The sequence below is a fragment of the Amycolatopsis sp. NPDC004625 genome (genome assembly GCF_040609695.1).
In the GTDB taxonomy this organism is placed as follows: Bacteria; Actinomycetota; Actinomycetes; order Mycobacteriales; family Pseudonocardiaceae; genus Amycolatopsis.
In genome coordinates this window covers 45,716-61,501 of record NZ_JBEXKX010000026.1, presented here as the reverse complement: position 1 = coordinate 61,501, position 15,786 = coordinate 45,716, and the positions used below count along the sequence as shown (strand labels likewise).

Annotated in this window: 14 protein-coding genes; 9 read left to right on the top strand and 5 right to left on the bottom strand. The window is 73.7% G+C overall.

Annotated features, from left to right (window positions below):
• Positions 1–3 precede the first annotated feature (3 nt).
• The 4 genes from ABZW17_RS27545 to ABZW17_RS27530 all read left to right on the top strand — a co-directional run bounded on the left by ABZW17_RS27545 (position 4) and on the right by ABZW17_RS27530 (position 5,331).
• Positions 4–2,424, top strand: coding sequence for a glycoside hydrolase family 2 protein (locus ABZW17_RS27545; protein ID WP_354820170.1), 2,421 nt, complete (start codon positions 4–6; stop codon positions 2,422–2,424).
• Positions 2,421–3,278, top strand: a complete 858-nt coding sequence (locus ABZW17_RS27540; RefSeq protein WP_354820167.1) for a substrate-binding domain-containing protein — start codon at positions 2,421–2,423, stop codon at positions 3,276–3,278. The genes ABZW17_RS27545 and ABZW17_RS27540 overlap by 4 nt, the downstream gene beginning before the upstream one ends.
• Before the next feature lie 42 nt (positions 3,279–3,320).
• A complete protein-coding gene (locus ABZW17_RS27535) occupies positions 3,321–4,514 on the top strand; it encodes an SGNH/GDSL hydrolase family protein (protein ID WP_354820164.1) in 1,194 nt (397 codons plus the stop codon).
• A 70-nt stretch (positions 4,515–4,584) separates the two neighbouring features.
• Entirely contained in the window at positions 4,585–5,331 is a 747-nt protein-coding gene (locus tag ABZW17_RS27530; RefSeq protein WP_354820161.1) for a methyltransferase domain-containing protein, read from the top strand.
• 358 nt (positions 5,332–5,689) lie between these two features.
• Here the strand turns inward: ABZW17_RS27530 and ABZW17_RS27525 are convergent, their stop codons facing one another.
• Together ABZW17_RS27525 and ABZW17_RS27520 are read right to left on the bottom strand one after the other, a co-directional pair.
• Positions 5,690–6,292: a response regulator transcription factor gene (locus ABZW17_RS27525; RefSeq protein WP_354820158.1), complete on the bottom strand. Its 603-nt coding sequence runs from the start codon at positions 6,290–6,292 to the stop codon at positions 5,690–5,692.
• Positions 6,289–7,404, bottom strand: coding sequence for a histidine kinase (locus ABZW17_RS27520; protein ID WP_354820155.1), 1,116 nt, complete (start codon positions 7,402–7,404; stop codon positions 6,289–6,291). Before ABZW17_RS27520 ends, ABZW17_RS27525 begins: the two co-directional genes overlap by 4 nt.
• 154 nt (positions 7,405–7,558) lie before the next feature.
• On the opposite strand from ABZW17_RS27520, the gene ABZW17_RS27515 reads away from it, so the two are divergent.
• Genes ABZW17_RS27515 through ABZW17_RS27505 form a run of 3 tightly spaced genes read left to right on the top strand, consistent with a single transcriptional unit; the run spans position 7,559 to position 10,642 of the window.
• Entirely contained in the window at positions 7,559–8,443 is an 885-nt protein-coding gene (locus ABZW17_RS27515) for an ABC transporter ATP-binding protein (protein WP_354820152.1), read from the top strand.
• Between the two features lie 10 nt (positions 8,444–8,453).
• Positions 8,454–9,173, top strand: coding sequence for an ABC transporter permease (locus ABZW17_RS27510; RefSeq protein ID WP_354820149.1), 720 nt, complete (start codon positions 8,454–8,456; stop codon positions 9,171–9,173).
• Positions 9,174–9,205: 32 nt separating this feature from the next.
• Positions 9,206–10,642: an alpha/beta hydrolase gene (locus tag ABZW17_RS27505; protein ID WP_354820378.1), complete on the top strand. Its 1,437-nt coding sequence runs from the start codon at positions 9,206–9,208 to the stop codon at positions 10,640–10,642.
• Positions 10,643–10,659: 17 nt separating this feature from the next.
• On the opposite strand, the gene ABZW17_RS27500 is transcribed toward ABZW17_RS27505, so the two are convergent.
• Positions 10,660–11,082: an ATP-binding protein gene (locus tag ABZW17_RS27500; RefSeq protein WP_354820146.1), complete on the bottom strand. Its 423-nt coding sequence runs from the start codon at positions 11,080–11,082 to the stop codon at positions 10,660–10,662.
• A gap of 36 nt (positions 11,083–11,118) precedes the next feature.
• Positions 11,119–13,122: a glycosyltransferase family 4 protein gene (locus ABZW17_RS27495; RefSeq protein ID WP_354820143.1), complete on the bottom strand. Its 2,004-nt coding sequence runs from the start codon at positions 13,120–13,122 to the stop codon at positions 11,119–11,121.
• A 56-nt stretch (positions 13,123–13,178) separates the two neighbouring features.
• Here ABZW17_RS27495 and ABZW17_RS27490 point away from each other — a divergent pair, with 56 nt between their 5' ends.
• Both ABZW17_RS27490 and ABZW17_RS27485 read left to right on the top strand, forming a co-directional pair.
• On the top strand, positions 13,179–14,549 hold the full coding sequence (locus tag ABZW17_RS27490) for a glycosyltransferase (RefSeq protein ID WP_354820140.1): 1,371 nt from the start codon (positions 13,179–13,181) through the stop codon (positions 14,547–14,549).
• Between the two features lie 191 nt (positions 14,550–14,740).
• The gene (locus tag ABZW17_RS27485; protein WP_354820137.1) at positions 14,741–15,049 is read left to right on the top strand and encodes a VOC family protein; all 309 of its coding nucleotides are present in this window, start codon (positions 14,741–14,743) and stop codon (positions 15,047–15,049) included.
• Between the two features lie 4 nt (positions 15,050–15,053).
• On the opposite strand, the gene ABZW17_RS27480 is transcribed toward ABZW17_RS27485, so the two are convergent.
• Positions 15,054–15,728 (bottom strand): GDSL-type esterase/lipase family protein, encoded by a 675-nt coding sequence (locus ABZW17_RS27480; RefSeq protein ID WP_354820134.1) that lies wholly within the window; start codon positions 15,726–15,728, stop codon positions 15,054–15,056.
• Positions 15,729–15,786: the final 58 nt, after the last annotated feature.

Here is a 15,786-nt window from a genome sequence, read left to right as displayed (position 1 = left end):
GCGATGCATCGCGAAGAGCTGCATGACGGCTGGCGTCTCGAAGCGGTGGACGGCCCGGAGCACGTCGCCGGCCGGGCGGTGCCGGCCACGGTTCCCGGCTCGGTCCACCTCGACCTGCTCGAAGCCGGCCTCATCGAGCACCCCTACCTCGACCGCGTGGAAGAAGGCCTGGCCTGGATGCACCGCACCCCGTGGCGCTACACGCTGGACTTCGTCGCCGAGGCCGTGGCCGACCGCGCCGACCTGGTGTTCGAGGGCCTCGACACGGTCGCGACCGTCCGGCTGAACGGCCGGGTGATCGGCCGGACGGCGAACATGCACCGCAGCCACCGCTTCGACGTCCGCGAAGTCCTCCGGGCGGGCGGGAACGAGCTGACCGTCGACCTGCGCCCGGCGCTGGAGCACGCGGAAGCGGTCGAGCGGGCCCTCGGCGACCGGCCGCACGCGTACCCGCACCCGTTCAACATGATCCGCAAGATGGCCTGCTCCTTCGGCTGGGACTGGGGACCGGACCTGCAGACCGCCGGGATCTGGCGCCCGGTCCGCCTCGAACGCTGGCGGGACGCGCGGCTGGCGAGCGTCCGGCCCCTGGTCACCGTCGACGACGACGGCACCGGCCGGGTCACCGTGCACGCCGACGTCGAACGCGCCTCCCACGCCCCCTTGGACGTGACCGTCACGATCGCCGGGCGGACCGGACACGGGCAGATCGCGCCCGGCGACACGACGGCGACGGTCGTCGTCACCGTGCCGCAGCCCGATCTCTGGTGGCCCACCGGGTACGGCGGCCAGCCGCGCTACCCGCTTTCGGTCGAGCTCGGCACCGACGGCCGCGGCCTCGACCGCTACGACCGGCACCTCGGTTTCCGCACGATCACCGTCGACACCGCGCCGGACGAGATCGGCACGCCGTTCACGTTCGTCGTCAACGGGAAACCGGTGTTCGCCAAGGGCGCCAACTGGATCCCGGACGACCACTTCCTCACCCGCATCACCCGCGAGCGGCTCGCCCGGCGCGTCGGCCAGGCCGTCGACGCGAACCTCAACCTGCTGCGGGTCTGGGGCGGCGGGATCTACGAAAGCGAGGACTTCTACGACGTCTGCGACGAGCGCGGAGTCCTGGTCTGGCAGGACTTCCCGTTCGCCTGCGCCGCCTACCCCGAGGAAGATCCACTGTGGACGGAGGTCGAAGCCGAGGCGCGCGAGCACGTCGCCCGGCTGACCCCGCACCCGTCCCTGGCCCTGTGGAACGGCAACAACGAGAACCTCTGGGGCCACGCCGACTGGGACTGGCAGGGCCGGCTGGGCCGCCGCAGCTGGGGCTTGACGTACTACGAGGCCGTGCTGCCCTCGATCGTCGCGGAACTCGACCCGGCCCGCGCCTACGCCCCGGGCAGCCCCTACAGCCCCGGCGCCGTCCACCCCAACGACCCCGACCACGGCACCCGGCACGAATGGGACGTCTGGAACCGCATCGACTACACCCACTACCGCGACCACGTCCCGCGGTTCTGCGCCGAGTTCGGCTTCCAGGGGCCGCCGACCTGGGCCACCCTCACCCGCTGGATCCACGACGACCCGCTGACGCCGGTTTCGCCCGCGTTCCGGGCCCACCAGAAGGCCGACGACGGCGGCGGCAAGCTCGACCGCGGCCTCGCGCCGCACCTGCCCGCGCCGGGGACCTTCGCCGACTGGCACTGGGCCACCCAGCTCAACCAGGCCCGCGCGGTCGCCTTCGGCATCGAGCACTTCCGGTCCTGGTGGCCGCGCACCGCCGGCGCCGTCGTCTGGCAGCTCAACGACTGCTGGCCGGTCACCTCCTGGGCCGCCATCGACTACGAAGAGCGGCCCAAACCGCTGTGGTACGCCCTCAAGCACGCGTTCGCGCCGCGGCTGTTCACCGTGCAGCCCCGCGACGGAAGCGACGTCGTGATCGCGGTCAACGACACCGACGAAGCCTGGGCCGGCGACCTTCGCCTCGAGTGGCGCGGCTTCGGCGGAACCCTCGAGCGCGGCGATACACTGCCGTTCACCGTCCCGGCCCGGTCGAGCGCGGTGGTCGGATCGGCGGAGGAGGGGCGGCAGGTGCTGGTGGCCGAAAGCGGCGACGTGCGGCTGGTGCACGTCTTCGGCGAAGACGTCGACCATTCCTACGAGCCTTCGCCCTTGACGGCCCGCGCCGAACCGGCGCCCGGCGGCTACCGGGTGGCCGTCACCGCGAGCGCGCTGGCCGTCGACGTCGCCCTGCTGGCCGATCGGGTCGCCCCGGACGCGGTGGTGGACGACATGCTGGTGACGTTGCTGCCGGGGGAGACGCGGTCGTTCCTGGTCCGGACCGGGGCCGAGGTCGACCCCGCGGCGTTCGCCGGCCCGCTCGTGCTGCGGTGCTCCAACGCGCTGAGGGCGCCGGTGCGAGCCCGATGAGCACGACGGGGACGAAGTCCGGCGCGATCGGCCTGGTGCTGGCCCGGCCGCCGCGGCTGCTCGGCACCGAACCGTTCTTCATGGAGTTCATCGCGGGCATCGAGCAGCACCTCGCCGACTGGGACCTTTCCCTGCTCCTGCACGTCGTGTCCACTCAGGACGCCGAGCTGGCGGCCTACCGGCGCTGGGCCGAGCACGGCCTGGTCGAGGCCGCGGTGGTGGTGAACCGCCTGGTCCACGACGAGCGACCGGCCGTCCTGGCCGCGGCGGGCCTGCCGGCGCTGCTCGTCGGGGAACCCGCGCCGGGCTTCCCGGCGGTCCGGACCGACAACACGGGCCCGATCGGCGAGGCGGTCGGCGAGCTGCGGCAGCTCGGCCACCGCCGGATCGCGCGGATCACCGGCCCGGGCGCGCTGCTGCACACCACCGAGCGGTCCGCGGCGTTCGTGGCGGCATGTGAAAAAGCCGGGGCCACCGCCCGGCTGGTCGAGGGCGACTACTCCGAAGAGGCCGGTGCCAAGCTGACGACCCGGCTGCTGACCGGCGGCGAACCGCCCACGGCGATCATCTACGACAACGACGTGATGGCTCTGGCCGGGCTGGCCGCGGCCCGCGAGCTCGGGATCGACGTCCCGGGCGAACTCAGCGTGGTGGCCTGGGACGACTCGACCCTGTGCCGCCTCGCTTCGCCCGCGCTCACCGCGATGAGCGTCGACGTGCACCAGTTCGGCGTCCTGGTGGCCGAATCGGTCCTGGAACTGCTCGACGGCGGCCCGGTCACCGAACGCTGGTCGCCGATCGCGCACTACGTACCGCGGGCCAGTACCGGGCCCGTTCCCGCTCCTCGCGCCTGACGAAGGGGTACCCCGATGTTTCGCTTGACTCCTGTGTTCGTCGTGCCCATTCTCGCTCTGCTGGCCGCCCCCGCCGCGTCGGCGCACCCCGCGTCCTGGACCGCGAGCTGGGCGGCGGGTGACGTCGTGGGCTCGGAGATCCCCGGCAACCCCTGCCCGGCCGGGGCCGGGCTCACCGACCGGACCGTCCGCAACGTCGTGTTCCTCAGCGCGGGCGGCGACCGGGTCCGGGTCCGGGTGACCAACAGCTTCGGGACGGCCCCGATGACGATCGGCCACGCCACCGTCGCCCGGCAGGCGGCCGGTCCCGACGCGGTCCCCGGCACCCTGCGTGACCTGACCTTCGGCGGCCGCCGGTCGGTGACCCTCGCCGCCGGTGCCCGGCTGCTCAGCGACCCGGTGCCGCTCGAGGTGGCCGCTCTGTCCACTTTGCTCGTCAGCGTGTACGTCCCCGGCCCGACCGGCCCGATCACGAACCACCCCTTCACCGCCCAGGGCAACTACCTCGCCACCGGCGACCGGACCCGGTCCGGCGGGGGTTTCGCGGACACCCCGTGCTGGATGTTCGCCGACGCGGTGGACGTCACGGCGTCGCCGCGGGTCGTGGGCAGCGTCGTCGCGTTCGGCGACTCGATCACCGACACCGCGAACACCACGGGCAACGCGAACCACCGCTGGCCGGACTTCCTCAGCCGGCGGTTGCGCGCATTGCCGGGCCCCACGCTCTCGGTCGTCAACGCGGGCCTGGGCGGCAACCGGCTGGTCGCCGACCGGCCCGGCCAGCCGTACTACGGCGTCGCGGGCGTGACACGTCTGAGCCGCGACGTCTTCTCCCAGGCCGGAGTGCGGGCGATGATCCTGCTCGAAGGCGTCAACGACATCGGCTACGGCGCCACGGCGGCCGAACTCGTCGACGGCTACCGCCGGGTGATCCACGCGGCGCACGCCCGGGGCGTCCGGGTGTTCGGTGGCACGCTGACACCGTTCGGAAACTCCTTTGTGGACTCACCGGCCGCCCGGCGGACCTGGTCGGACGTCAACGCGTGGATCCGCACGAGCGGTGCCTTCGACGGAGTAGCGGACTTCGCGGCGGCCACGGCAAGCCCGGCCGACCCGGCGGCCCTCGACCCCCGCTACGACAGCGGGGACCACCTGCACCCGAACGACGCCGGAACCGAAGCGATGGCGAACGCGCTCGACCTGCCCGCCCTGGTCGGATCCGTTCGCCCGCGATAACCGGTGGACCGGCCCGCGCCGCCCCCCTAGCCTTCCGGGAACCCGTGTGCCTCCCGAAGGAATCCCCGAAGTGGATCTACCCCGCAGCTTCACCATCCGCGAGCGCAGCCATCGCATCCACAACCCGCTCACCAGCCGGAAACTGGCCGGCCTGGGCGAGGCGCTGGACCCGCCACCCGGCACCCGGGTGCTCGACCTGGCCTGTGGTTCGGGCGAGCTGCTGTGCACCTGGGCCCGCGATCACCGCATCACCGGAACGGGCGTCGACATCAGCACGGCGTTCCTGGCCAAGGCCCGGGCACGAGCAACCGAACTCGACGTCGCCGACCAGGTCACGTTCATCCACGGTGACGCATCGGACCACGTCGCCGACGCCCCGGCCGACATCGCATCGTGCGTCGGCGCAACGTGGATAGGAGGAGGCGTCGCGGGCACCGTGGACCTGCTCCGGCGCAGCCTGCGCCCCGGCGGCCTGATGCTGATCGGCGAACCGTACTGGCGCCGGCAACCCCCGGACCAGGCCACGGTCGAGGGATGTCACGCGACGAGCGAAACCGACTTCCGCGTCCTCCCGGACCTGCTGGCACAGTTCGGGGACCTGGGGTGCGACGTCGTCCAGCTGGTCTTGGCCGACCAGGACAGCTGGGACAGCTACGTCGCGGCCCAGTGGCTCAACATCCGCCGTTGGCTGGACGCAAACCCGGACGACGAGCTGGCGGAGGACCTGCGCGCGGAACTCACGGAGGCCCCGGTGCGGCACGCCCGCTACCAACGCGAGTACCTGGGCTGGGGAATCTTCGTCCTGATGAACCGCTGACACCGGCGGCGGTCATCCGCTTGCACTCGGCGGCGCCGGTCAGGAGTGCCGGATGTTCCAGTAGATCTCCGGGTAGCACACCCCGGTGGTGCTGCCGCGGTGCCCGGTGGCGGCAGGAAGGCGATGAGCGACAGGACCAGTGAGCTTCCGGCGCCGGTCCACAACTCGGCGGGGAGCCACTGGCTCCGGTCGGCGTTCGCGAATGCGCCGATCATCGCGAACAGACCGAGGCTGGCGGCGGGAACATCGCCCGGGCGACAGGGTCGTGAGCGGGATCGAACCGGTGGGCGATTCCTTCACGAGGTTACGGATGCCGGTGTGCGTAACGACAACCAGCCGTACGGCGAACCCGCAAGCCTCACAGCCAGTCGTGCTCATGGGCGTAGCGGGCCGCTTCGTGGCGGGTGCGGGTTTGGGTTTTCCGCATGGCGTTGGACAGGTAATTGCGCACCGTGCCCTCCGCCAGATGCAGCCTGCCCGCGATCTCCGCCACCGAATACCCCTCGCGTGTCGCGCGCAGGACGTCGAGTTCGCGTTCGGTCAGGGGGCAGTCGTCGACCACGGCGAGGGCTGAGACGTCCGGGTCGATCCAGCGCTTGCCCGCGTGCAGGGTGCGGATCACCGCCGTGATGTGCTCGGGTTCCGCGGCCTTGCTGACGAATCCCTGGACGCCCAGCTTCAGCGCCTGCCGCAGCACGCCGGGGCGGGCGTGGCGGGTCAGCATGAGGATGACCTGCCCCGGCCGCGCCCGCCGGATCTGTGCGACCGCTCCCAGACCGTCCACTGTGGGCATTTCGAGGTCGATGACGAGCACGTCGGGCCGGTGCCGCAGGGTGGCCGCCACCGCCTGCTCGCCGTCTTCGGCTTCGGCCAGCACGGTGATCCCGCCCTCCAGCGGCAGCAGGGCCGCCAAGGCCTTGCGCAGCAGGACTTCGTCGTCGGCGAGCACCACGGTCGTCATCGGGCCGCCCCCGCGGGGAACGCCGCCGCCGTCAGGAACCGGCCGTCCTCGTGGGACACCTCGAGCTCGCCGCCGTTCTCCGCCAGCCGGTGCCGCAACGCCGAAAGCCCGCCGAGCGGGCCCGGCTCGGCCGCGCCGTCGTTGACGATCGCGATGCCCGTGCGGCCCAGCGTGATCCGCACGTGCCGGGCCTCGGCGTGCCGCAGGATGTTCGTCGTCGTCTCGCGCAGGACCTGGCCGAGCAGCTCGCCGACGCGCGTGTCCGGCTCGGCTTCCCGGTCGAGGCGCACGTGGATGCCCGCGGCCTCGAACAGGTTCTTCGCGTTTTCCAGCTCCGCGGCCAGGTTGAGCCGCCGCTGGGCGTAGGCCAGCTCCTTGGTCTGGACGATCGTGTCGCCGACGAGCGTGTGCACCTCCCGCAGCTCCTCCCGCGCGCGGCCGGGGTCGGCGTCCAGGAGCTTCTCCGCCAGCGCCACCTTCAGCTTCACCACGTGCAGCGTGTGCCCCTGGATGTCGTGCAGGTCGCTCGCGAAGCGGACGCGCTCGCGGGCGACGGCCAGTTCCGCGTCCCGCTCGCGTGCCTGTTCCAGCTCGGCGACCAGGTCGAACAGCCGCTGGGTGGCGAACATGAACCCGACCGAGATCAGCACGGCGATCGGCGGGACGGCGACGTACTGCAGCAGCCGCGGCCCGGTGGGGCCGGGGTGCACGAGCACGTTGGGCAGGCCCAGCACCGCGACCAGCGCGGCCAGCCCGAAGAGGGCCGCGAGCCGGTGGCGCCGCAGCGGCGGGATGAGGAACGACCCGACGATGGACACGCCGTAGAACGCGGCGGTGTCGTTCGTCAGCGCCCCGGCCAGCCAGACCACGGCGGTGACGGCCAGGCTCGGCCGCGCCACCCGGAGGTAGTCGCCCGCCGTCCAGCGTTCGGCGGTCGCCAGGGCCGCGACGAGCCCGACGACCTGGATGCCCACGTGCCACCAGGACCGGGCGGTGAGCGCCAGCAGCAGCACGCCGACGAACGCCAGCGGCGGCATCGTGGTGATGAGGTTGAGCCGGCGCAGCCGGTCCTGCACGGCTCCGCCGGACCACCTCCGGCGGGTCTCGGACATGGTCCTCCGGGTCGGCGCGGTCTCCCGCCAGCATGCCCCACCGGCCGGGGCCCCACCAGTGACGCCACGTCATGCCTCCGGGGCCGTGATGTCACGGTGCGGTGGTGACGCGGGCGCACTGCCGCCTGGCCGCGATCGGCGCTGGAATGGCCGCATGTCCACGACACCGGTCATCGACGTCGATCGCCTCACCCTCACCTACGGCGGGTTCACCGCCGTGCGGGACCTTTCGTTCCAGGTGGAACGCGGAGAGCTCTACGCCCTGCTCGGCACCAACGGCGCCGGCAAGACCTCCACGCTGGAAACGGTCGAAGGGCACCGCGCGCCCACCTCGGGCGCCGTGCGGGTGTTCGGGAAGGACCCCCGCGACCGCGCCGCCGTCCGCCCGCGGACGGGGATCATGCTGCAGGAGAGCGGGTTCTCCCCGGACCTGACGGTGCGCGAGACCGTCGGCCTGGTCGGGCGGCTCTCCGCACGGTCCGACGACGTCGGCCGTGTGCTCGGCGTCGTCGACCTGACCCGCAAGGCCGGGACCGCGGTCGGCCGGCTCTCCGGCGGCGAGAAGCGGCGGCTGGACTTCGCCACCGCCGTCTACGGCACGCCCGAGCTGGTCTTCCTCGACGAACCGACCACCGGCCTGGACATCCAGTCCCGCGACGCGCTGTGGGACGCCGTGGACCGGCTGCGCGAGGACGGCTCGACCGTCGTGCTGACCACCCACTACCTCGAGGAGGCCCAGCAGCGCGCCGACCGCATCGGGCTGATGCACCAGGGCACCTTCCACCGCGAAGGCACCGTCGCCGAGCTGACCCGCACGCTGCCCGCCACCATCCACTTCGGACTGCCGCCGCACGCGCCGGAGCCGCCGTTGCCGGCTTCGCGGGGCGCGGACGGCCGGTTCCTCGTCGAGACCTTCGGCCTCCAGAAGGACCTGCACACGCTGCTCGGCTGGGCCCAGGACCACGCCGTCGAGCTGCGGGACCTGCAGGCCGGGCCGACGCGGCTCGACGACGTCTTCCGCGCCATCGAACACCCCTGAGAGGGACACCATGCTCACGATCGCTCGTGGCGAGCTGATCCAGATCTTCCGCAACCGCCTGGTGCTGGTCACCGCCCTGGTGCTGCCGGCCGCGCTCAGCGCGTTCTTCATCACCAAGCACGACCTCTTCACCGAGCTCGGCAGCCTCGGCTACATCGCCACCCTCACCCTGTTCTTCGTGGCGGGCATCGGCCTCTACACGACGTCGGTGACCACGCTCGCCTCCCGCCGCCAGAACCTCTTCCTCAAGCGCCTGCGTTCCACCGCGGCGGGTGACGCGGGCATCCTCGCCGGGCTGCTGCTGCCGATCACCGTGCTGTCGGTGGTCCAGATCGCCGTCATCCTCGGCGCACTGGCCGCGGTCGCCGGTACCCCGGCGGATCCGCTGCTGCTGGTCGCGGCGGTGGCGTCGGTCGTGGCCATGATGCTCGCGCTGGGCCTGGCCACCGCCGGCCTGACGAACTCGCCGGAGCACGCGCAGGTCACCACGCTGCCGGTCAGCCTCGGCGTGCTCGCCGTGGCCGGCTGGGTCGGCGTCACCGGCACGGGCGACCTGACGCTGCTCAAGCGCCTGCTGCCGGGCGGGTCGGCGACCGAGCTGGTGCTGAACGCCTGGAACGGCGGTGTCCCCCTCGCCGGCTCGCTCGTCCTCTTCGCACCGACCCTCGCCTGGGTCGTCGTCGCCGTGGCGCTGGCCGCACGGCTCTTCCGCTGGGAACCGCGCCGCTGAGCCCGCGGCCGGACGAAAGGACAACCACGATGCTGCGCAAAACCCTGCTCACCGCCACGGTCGCCGTGCTCGGCGTGACGGCCGTGTCCCCGGCGTCCGCCGCGACCGGCCCGGCCTGGGGCCCGTGCCCGGCCGGCGCCTTCCCGGTCCCGGACCTGCAGTGCACGACGATGAAGGTGCCGCTGGACTACGGCGACCCGGCCGGCGCCACGATCGACCTCGCCGTGTCGCGCATGGCGAGCAAACACCCGGAGAAGCGGCGGGGCGTGCTGTTCACCAACCCGGGCGGCCCCGGCGGAGCGGGCCTGGACTACCCGCAGGTGCTGAAGTACCTGAAGCTGCCCCAGAGCGTCCTGGACGCCTACGACGTCATCGGGTTCGACCCGCGGGGGGTCGGCCGCAGTACGCCGGTGACGTGCGACCTCACCCCGGCGCAGCTGGCGATCGGCAACCTGCCCTACGCCACCGGCCCGGCCGACGTCGTGAAGCAGGCCAAGCTGGCGAAAACCGAGGCGCAGCAGTGCCGGGACGCCGCCACCGGCCCGATGCTGCCGCACGTCACCACCGCGAACACCGCCCGGGACATGGACCGCATCCGCCGGACGCTCGGCGAGTCCACGCTCTCGTACCTCGGCGCGTCCTACGGCACGTACCTTGGCGCGGTGTACACGACGATGTTCCCGGACCGCAGCGACCGCGTCGTGCTCGACAGCAACCTCGGCCCCGGCGGCTACGACCTCACGGCCATGCGCGCCTTCGCGCGGGGCATGGAAGACCGCTTCCCGGACTTCGCGAAGTTCGCCGCGGCGCACCCGGAATACGGCCTCGGCCGCACGCCGGCCGAGGTGACGGCGAAGTTCCACGAGCTGGCGGCGCGCCTGGACCGGGCCACGGTGGCGGAGGTGACGGGCTCGATCTTCCGCGGCCTGACGTTCAGCGGCCTGTACCCGGCGGACCTGACCGGACTCGCCGAGGACTGGCAGGCGCTCGACCAGGGCCGCGCGCCGCAGTCGCCGGCCGAGCCGGGCTCGGTCGAAAACCTCTTCGCGTCCCGGTTCGCGGTCATCTGCGGGGACTCGGCGTGGCCGCGATCGGTGGGGACGTACCAGGTGAACGTGGCCGTCGACCGCCTCCGCTACCCGCTGCTCGGCGCGGCCACGGCGAACATCTCGGCGTGCGCCTACTGGGCGCCGCCGGCCGCGCCGCCGGTGCGGATCACCGACCGCGGCCCGGCGAACGTGCTGATGGTGCAGAACGAACGCGACCCGGGGACGCCGTTGGTCAACGCCCTCGAGCTGCGCTCGGCGTTCGGCGACCGCGCCCGGCTGGTGACCGTCGACCAAGGCGGCCACGGCGTGTACCTGGGCCCCAACCAGTGCGCGAACGCGGCGGTGACGGACTTCCTGGCGACCGGACGGCGGCCCGCGCACGACGGGCACTGCGCGGCTCAGCCCGGCGGGCGTTCCTGAGAGCCGCTCGCCCGGCGCTACAGCGCGGCCGGGAAGCGGTCCAGGGAGACCAGGGCCCACACCACTTTGCCGTCGGAGTCGGCGCGGACGCCCCAGTCCACGGACAACTGGCTCACCAGCCGCAACCCGTATCCGAACGCCCGCGGCCGGACCGCCTCGGTGACCGGGTCGCGGTCGCCGACCTCGATCAGCACGTTTTCGCGAGATCGGCCGACGCGCAGCGACCGCGGCGTCGTCGCGTGCCGGTAGGCGTTGCTCACCAGCTCGTCGACCACGAGGAGGACGGCACCGAAGCGGTCGTCCGGCTCCGCGTCGAGGCTCAGCGTGCCGTCCACCACCGCCCGCACCGCCCGCAGATCCGGCCGGCCGCCGAGGTCGACCTCCGCCTCTTCGGTCGCGCTCGCACCGCGCGTGGTCCCGCTACCGTCGTTGGTCTGCACGCACCCGGTCCTTCCACTCCACCTGCTTCTCTTTCGTCACCGGCGGGGAAGCGGATGGGTGGCCGCCGTGCGCCGGTAGACGTCGGCGAAGCGGGCGGCGACCTGGGTGATGCCGAACCGGCGCCGGACGGTGTCGCGGCCGGCGTCCGCGGCGGCGCGGGCCCGCGCCGGGTCGTCGGCCGCGGCGCGGACGAACGCGCTGAGGGCGTCGCCGAACGGTTCGAGGCCGGAGGTGTCGGCCAGCAGGCCGTTGTGGCCGTGGTCGATGTAGTGCCGGAGCCCGCCGCGGCGCGGGCCGAGCACGAGCAGCCCGGCCTCCATCGCTTCGAGGACCGCGATGCCGAACTCCTCCTTGCGGCTGGGGCAGACGTACAGGTGCGGCGATGGGGCGGGCAGCAGGCGGGTGAGCCCGTGCTCGAGCAACCGGACGTCGTCGTTGCCGAGCGCGGACAGCACCGCCAGCCGGCCGGCCGCCTGCGGGTGCTCCCGGTGCAGCGTGCGGATGCGGTCCAGCATCCGGGCCTCGTCCTCGTTCGGGCGGGCGGTGTCACCGCCGACGAGCACCAGCGCGGCCCGGCGGTGCAGGCCGCGGGTGAGCCAGGCTTCGACCAGGAGGTCCTGCTGCTTGACCGGGTGGAGCCGCCCCACCGACAGCACGATCGGCAGGCCGCGGGCGTCCCGGCCGAGCCGGGGCAGCCGGTCGTCCGGCGCGAACAGCGAGTCGGCGAGCTGCTGCTGCCGGGCCTCGTCGGCGGTGACCCGGGGCAGCACCGTGATCCCTTCGGCCGGGGACTCCGGCTCGGGACGCCCGCGCAGCGCGGGGAAGTACGCGGGCAGTTCACCCGGCGGGCGCCCGGGCAGGCCGAGCAGCGTGTCCGCCGTGGCCACCAGGCGGTCGGCCGCGTACACGCGGTGCAGGTCGGAACGCGCGCTCGCCGAGGACTCGGCGCTGCCGGGGCGGTGCCGCTCGGCGAGGGAGCGGTGGGGATCCGCGGTCAGGGTGAAGACGGTCCGGGCGCCGAGGGCGACGGCGGCGTCGGCGATCGCCCGTGATCCGTCGTCGGAATAGCGGACGTGCACGACGTCGGGGCGGCAGCCGGTCAGCCACAGCAGCCGGCGCGCCAGGAACGTGATCGCCGCGCGGTGCCGGGACAGCTCGAGCTGGGCGGGCGCGGCCGGCGCGTCGACCGGTATCCGCAGCACGACGTGCCCGGCGCCGTCGGCTTCGGCCAGCGCGGGGCGGGCGGCGAGCTCGTCGTGCCCGGCCAGGGTCAGGGTGACGACGCGGGCGATGCCGTCGAGCTGGGGCAGGGCCGTGCCGAGGTGCCGCAGGAGCACGGTCAGCCCGCCGCTCGCCCCGGCGCCGGGCTGGTCGAACGAGCCCAGCAGCATCGACTGGGCGACGACCAGCCCGGCGCGGTCCGCCGGGGGCACCGTCCACAGGGGAGCGTCGGCCGGGGTGGCGCGGCAGATCGCCGCCAGCGCCCGCTCGTACGGGTCCTGGTCGCGCTCGCGCGTGATGGCGCCGGTGTGCCGGGTGAGGTACCGCCACCCGGCGTGCCTCAGGGCGCGGTCGTGCTCGGCGCCGCCGGCCACCTCGGCGGCCGGGAGGCCGCCGATCGCGTGCCGTTCGGCCAGCTCCAGCAGCAGCGCGCGACGGCGTGGCGATGCCGTGCCGAAGGCGGCGCGGATCGCGGTGGCCGCGGCCGTCCGGCCGTGCGCGGCGGTCGCGTCGGAGAAGAGGTCCAGCGCCACGGAGGCGCTCAGGTCCGCGAGCACACCGCCGGCGTCGGGGACGGCGGTCAGCACGTCGGCCGGTGCCGGCGGAACCGGCGCCCGCGCGAAGGCCCGCAACGCGGCCAGTGCCGAGTCCTCGTCGCCCGCCGCCGGGCCGGCACCGGCGTATTCGACCGACGCCGGGACGCCGAACGCCGGGTGGAAGCGGCGGCGGACCTCGTCGAGGCGGGCGGAGCCGGCGTCGGGCGGCGAGTCGCGCAACGCGGTCAACGCGTCGGCGGGGGTGGTGTCGTGGATGATCACGGCAGTACCTCTTGCGATAGGGCCGCCGGGACGGCGACGACGACGGGGAGAAGCGGATGCCGGAAGCGCGGATCGTGGTGGTGAGCCCGCCGTTCGCCTCGCACGCCCAGCCGCTCGCGACGGTGGCGGCGGCGCTCGCGGCCGAGGGCGCGGACGTGACGTTCGCGTGCGACCCGGCGTTCGCGGGCCTCGCCGCGCAGCGGCGGCTGCGGTTCGAGCCGCTGGGGTTCGGGGACAACGCCAACACCGGGATCGCCGAGCGCACCCGACAGCAGGCGGCCGGCGCGCGGCGGCTGACCGAATTCCTCGAGTCCACCCGCGCGGGTGCCGTGCCGGCCCTGCTGACCCAGGCGCGGCACCGCCGGGCGGACATGCTGCCCGACCCCGGCGGCGTCCACGCCGCGGTGCGGCGCCTGGACGACCGGCTGCGGCCGGACTGGTACCTCGTCGACCAGCTGGCCTACGCGGTCACGCTGGCGGTGTACGCGCTGAACCGGCGCTGGGCGGCGTTCTGCCCGGGACACCCCGGCTACGTCCTCGACGGCCCGGGCCGCTTCTTCGGGCTGCCGCCCTACTGGCCGGCCGCGATCACGCCCCCGGCCGCCGGACTGGCGGCCCTGCGGACCGAGGCGGAGGCCAACGACCGCCTGTTCACCGAGCTGTTCGCGCGGTTCCTCGCCGAGCACGCCCCCGGACGGCCGGCCCCGCGCAGCGCCTTCGGCCTGACCTCGCCCGAGGCCGTGCTGTTCAACTACCCGCGGCTGCCGTGGCTGCCGTCGTTGCCGGCCGGACCGGCGCTGCTGTTCGCCGGACACTGCAGTGACGTCGGCGAGGCGGACCTGACCCCGGACTGGCGCGCCCGCGTCGAGCGGCTGACCGGCGGCGGACGGCGGCGGCTCGTCCTCGTTTCGTTCGGTACGTTCCTCTCGGCCCGCGACGACGTGCTCGCCACCGTCGTCCGCGGCCTGGGGGAGGTGCCGGACGTCTCGGTGCTGGTCTCGGCCGGAAACCGGGCGGATGCGCTGAAGGCGGCGTTCGCGGCGGATCGCCGGATCGAGGTCCACGACCACGTGCCGCAGCGGGCCCTCCTGCCGGAGGTGTCCCTGGTCGTGCACCACGGCGGCAACAACACGTTCACCGAATGCCTGGCCGCCGGGGTGCCCGCGATCGCGCTGCCGTTCTCCAGCGACCAGTTCGCGGTCGCTCATGACCTCGAACGCATTCCGGCGGGCCGCGTGCTCGATCCGCACCGCCTGACACCGGCGGCGGTCACCGCGGCCGCGGCCGCCGTGCTTTCGACCGGTGGCCTCGTCCGCGAAACCGCGGCACGGCTCCTGGCCGGGAGCGGGCCGGAGACGGCGGCGCGCGGGGTGCTCACAGCGATGGACCGCCCTCTCGGGATGGATGCACTATCGATGCAAAGCTAGCTCTTCGATCGCTGTCCCGCCGGGGGAGTTGCGGCGGTGAAGGCCCGTCTTCCGGTGAAAAAGTGGTGATCCGGTGCGGTCATCGCAGCTAGGATGCTTTTTCCGGGATCGGTGGACGGCCCGAGAAGGCATCTCCGTTTGCATCGATACTGCATCGCATTGTCGGCCGTCGGCCACGAGAGGAAAGCACCATGGACACCCCCGGCGGGTCCGTCGTCCACTCCGAAGCCCGCCTCGGCTCGGTCGTGCTGATGATCGCCACCGCGGACGCGGAGTACGACCGGCCGCGGCTGCTGGGCCGCAGCACCGGGGACGGGCTCTACCTGTGGTTCGACCGGAGCGACCTGGTGGACGACTGGTGCACGCGGGCCGTCGCCGCCGGGGCGCGGTCGGTGATCGCGCCGGAGGACACCGAGTGGGGCACCCGCCGCGCCCGGGTGCTCGACCCGCAGGGCAAGGAGTGGAGCGCCGGCACGTACCGCCCGGGCGCGAGCTGGTAGGGGATCACCGCGCCGCGGCGCGTACGGGGGCTTCGAACAGGTCCGCGATGCGGGCGTAGCCGACGTCGTTGGGGTGGAACCAGTCGTCGGCGAGACTGCCGCGGACCGGGCTCAGCGCCGGGCCCCGCAGCTCGGCGAGGTGCACGCGCCCTTCGGCGGCCGCGGCGTCGATCAGCGCGTTGACCGCGCGGGCGGCGGTGTTGCCCCGCGGCAGGGTGGCGACCACCGACCGGCCCGGCGGCAGCTGGGCGAGCAGCCGGGCGAACCGGTCCGCGGTCCCGCGGCGGCGGGCCGGCGTGAGCATGTCGTTGGCGCCGACGAGGACGGTCACCAGGGCCGGCGGCGCGGGCAGGGCGAGCATCCGGGGGAGCTGGTGGTCGAGGACGTCGGCGATCCGGGCGCCGGACGCCGACAGGTTGAGCACCGCGAACGGCGGGTCGAGCCGGGCGTTCACCCGGGGAACCCAGCCACCGTCGACGTCGTCGGCGCCGATGCCCTGGGTCATGGAGTCGCCGAGCGCGACCCAGAGCGGCCGGCCCGAGGCGAGGGCGGTGCGGTTGGCTTCGTCCCACGCTCGCGCGAACGGATTCTTCTGCGCTCGGACCCGGCGGACGCCGGGCAGCACGGCGGCGGCAGCGTCGAGCAACCGGCCCGACCACGTCCGGCTCGGCAAGGGCACGTCCTCCTCATCGCCTTTACCCGGCATTCGGAGCCGGCGGCGCCGCGGATGGGAGCGC

Bases quoted from the DNA above. Each gene is read 5' to 3' on its own strand.
- ABZW17_RS27545 (WP_354820170.1), top strand. From the start codon at position 4: ATGCATCGCGAAGAGCTGCATGACGGCTGGCGTCTCGAAGCGGTGGAC.
- ABZW17_RS27540 (WP_354820167.1), top strand. From the start codon at position 2,421: ATGAGCACGACGGGGACGAAGTCCGGCGCGATCGGCCTGGTGCTGGCC.
- ABZW17_RS27525 (WP_354820158.1), bottom strand. From the start codon at position 6,292: ATGACGACCGTGGTGCTCGCCGACGACGAAGTCCTGCTGCGCAAGGCC.
- ABZW17_RS27520 (WP_354820155.1), bottom strand. From the start codon at position 7,404: ATGTCCGAGACCCGCCGGAGGTGGTCCGGCGGAGCCGTGCAGGACCGG.
- ABZW17_RS27515 (WP_354820152.1), top strand. From the start codon at position 7,559: ATGTCCACGACACCGGTCATCGACGTCGATCGCCTCACCCTCACCTAC.
- ABZW17_RS27510 (WP_354820149.1), top strand. From the start codon at position 8,454: ATGCTCACGATCGCTCGTGGCGAGCTGATCCAGATCTTCCGCAACCGC.
- ABZW17_RS27490 (WP_354820140.1), top strand. From the start codon at position 13,179: ATGCCGGAAGCGCGGATCGTGGTGGTGAGCCCGCCGTTCGCCTCGCAC.
- ABZW17_RS27485 (WP_354820137.1), top strand. From the start codon at position 14,741: ATGGACACCCCCGGCGGGTCCGTCGTCCACTCCGAAGCCCGCCTCGGC.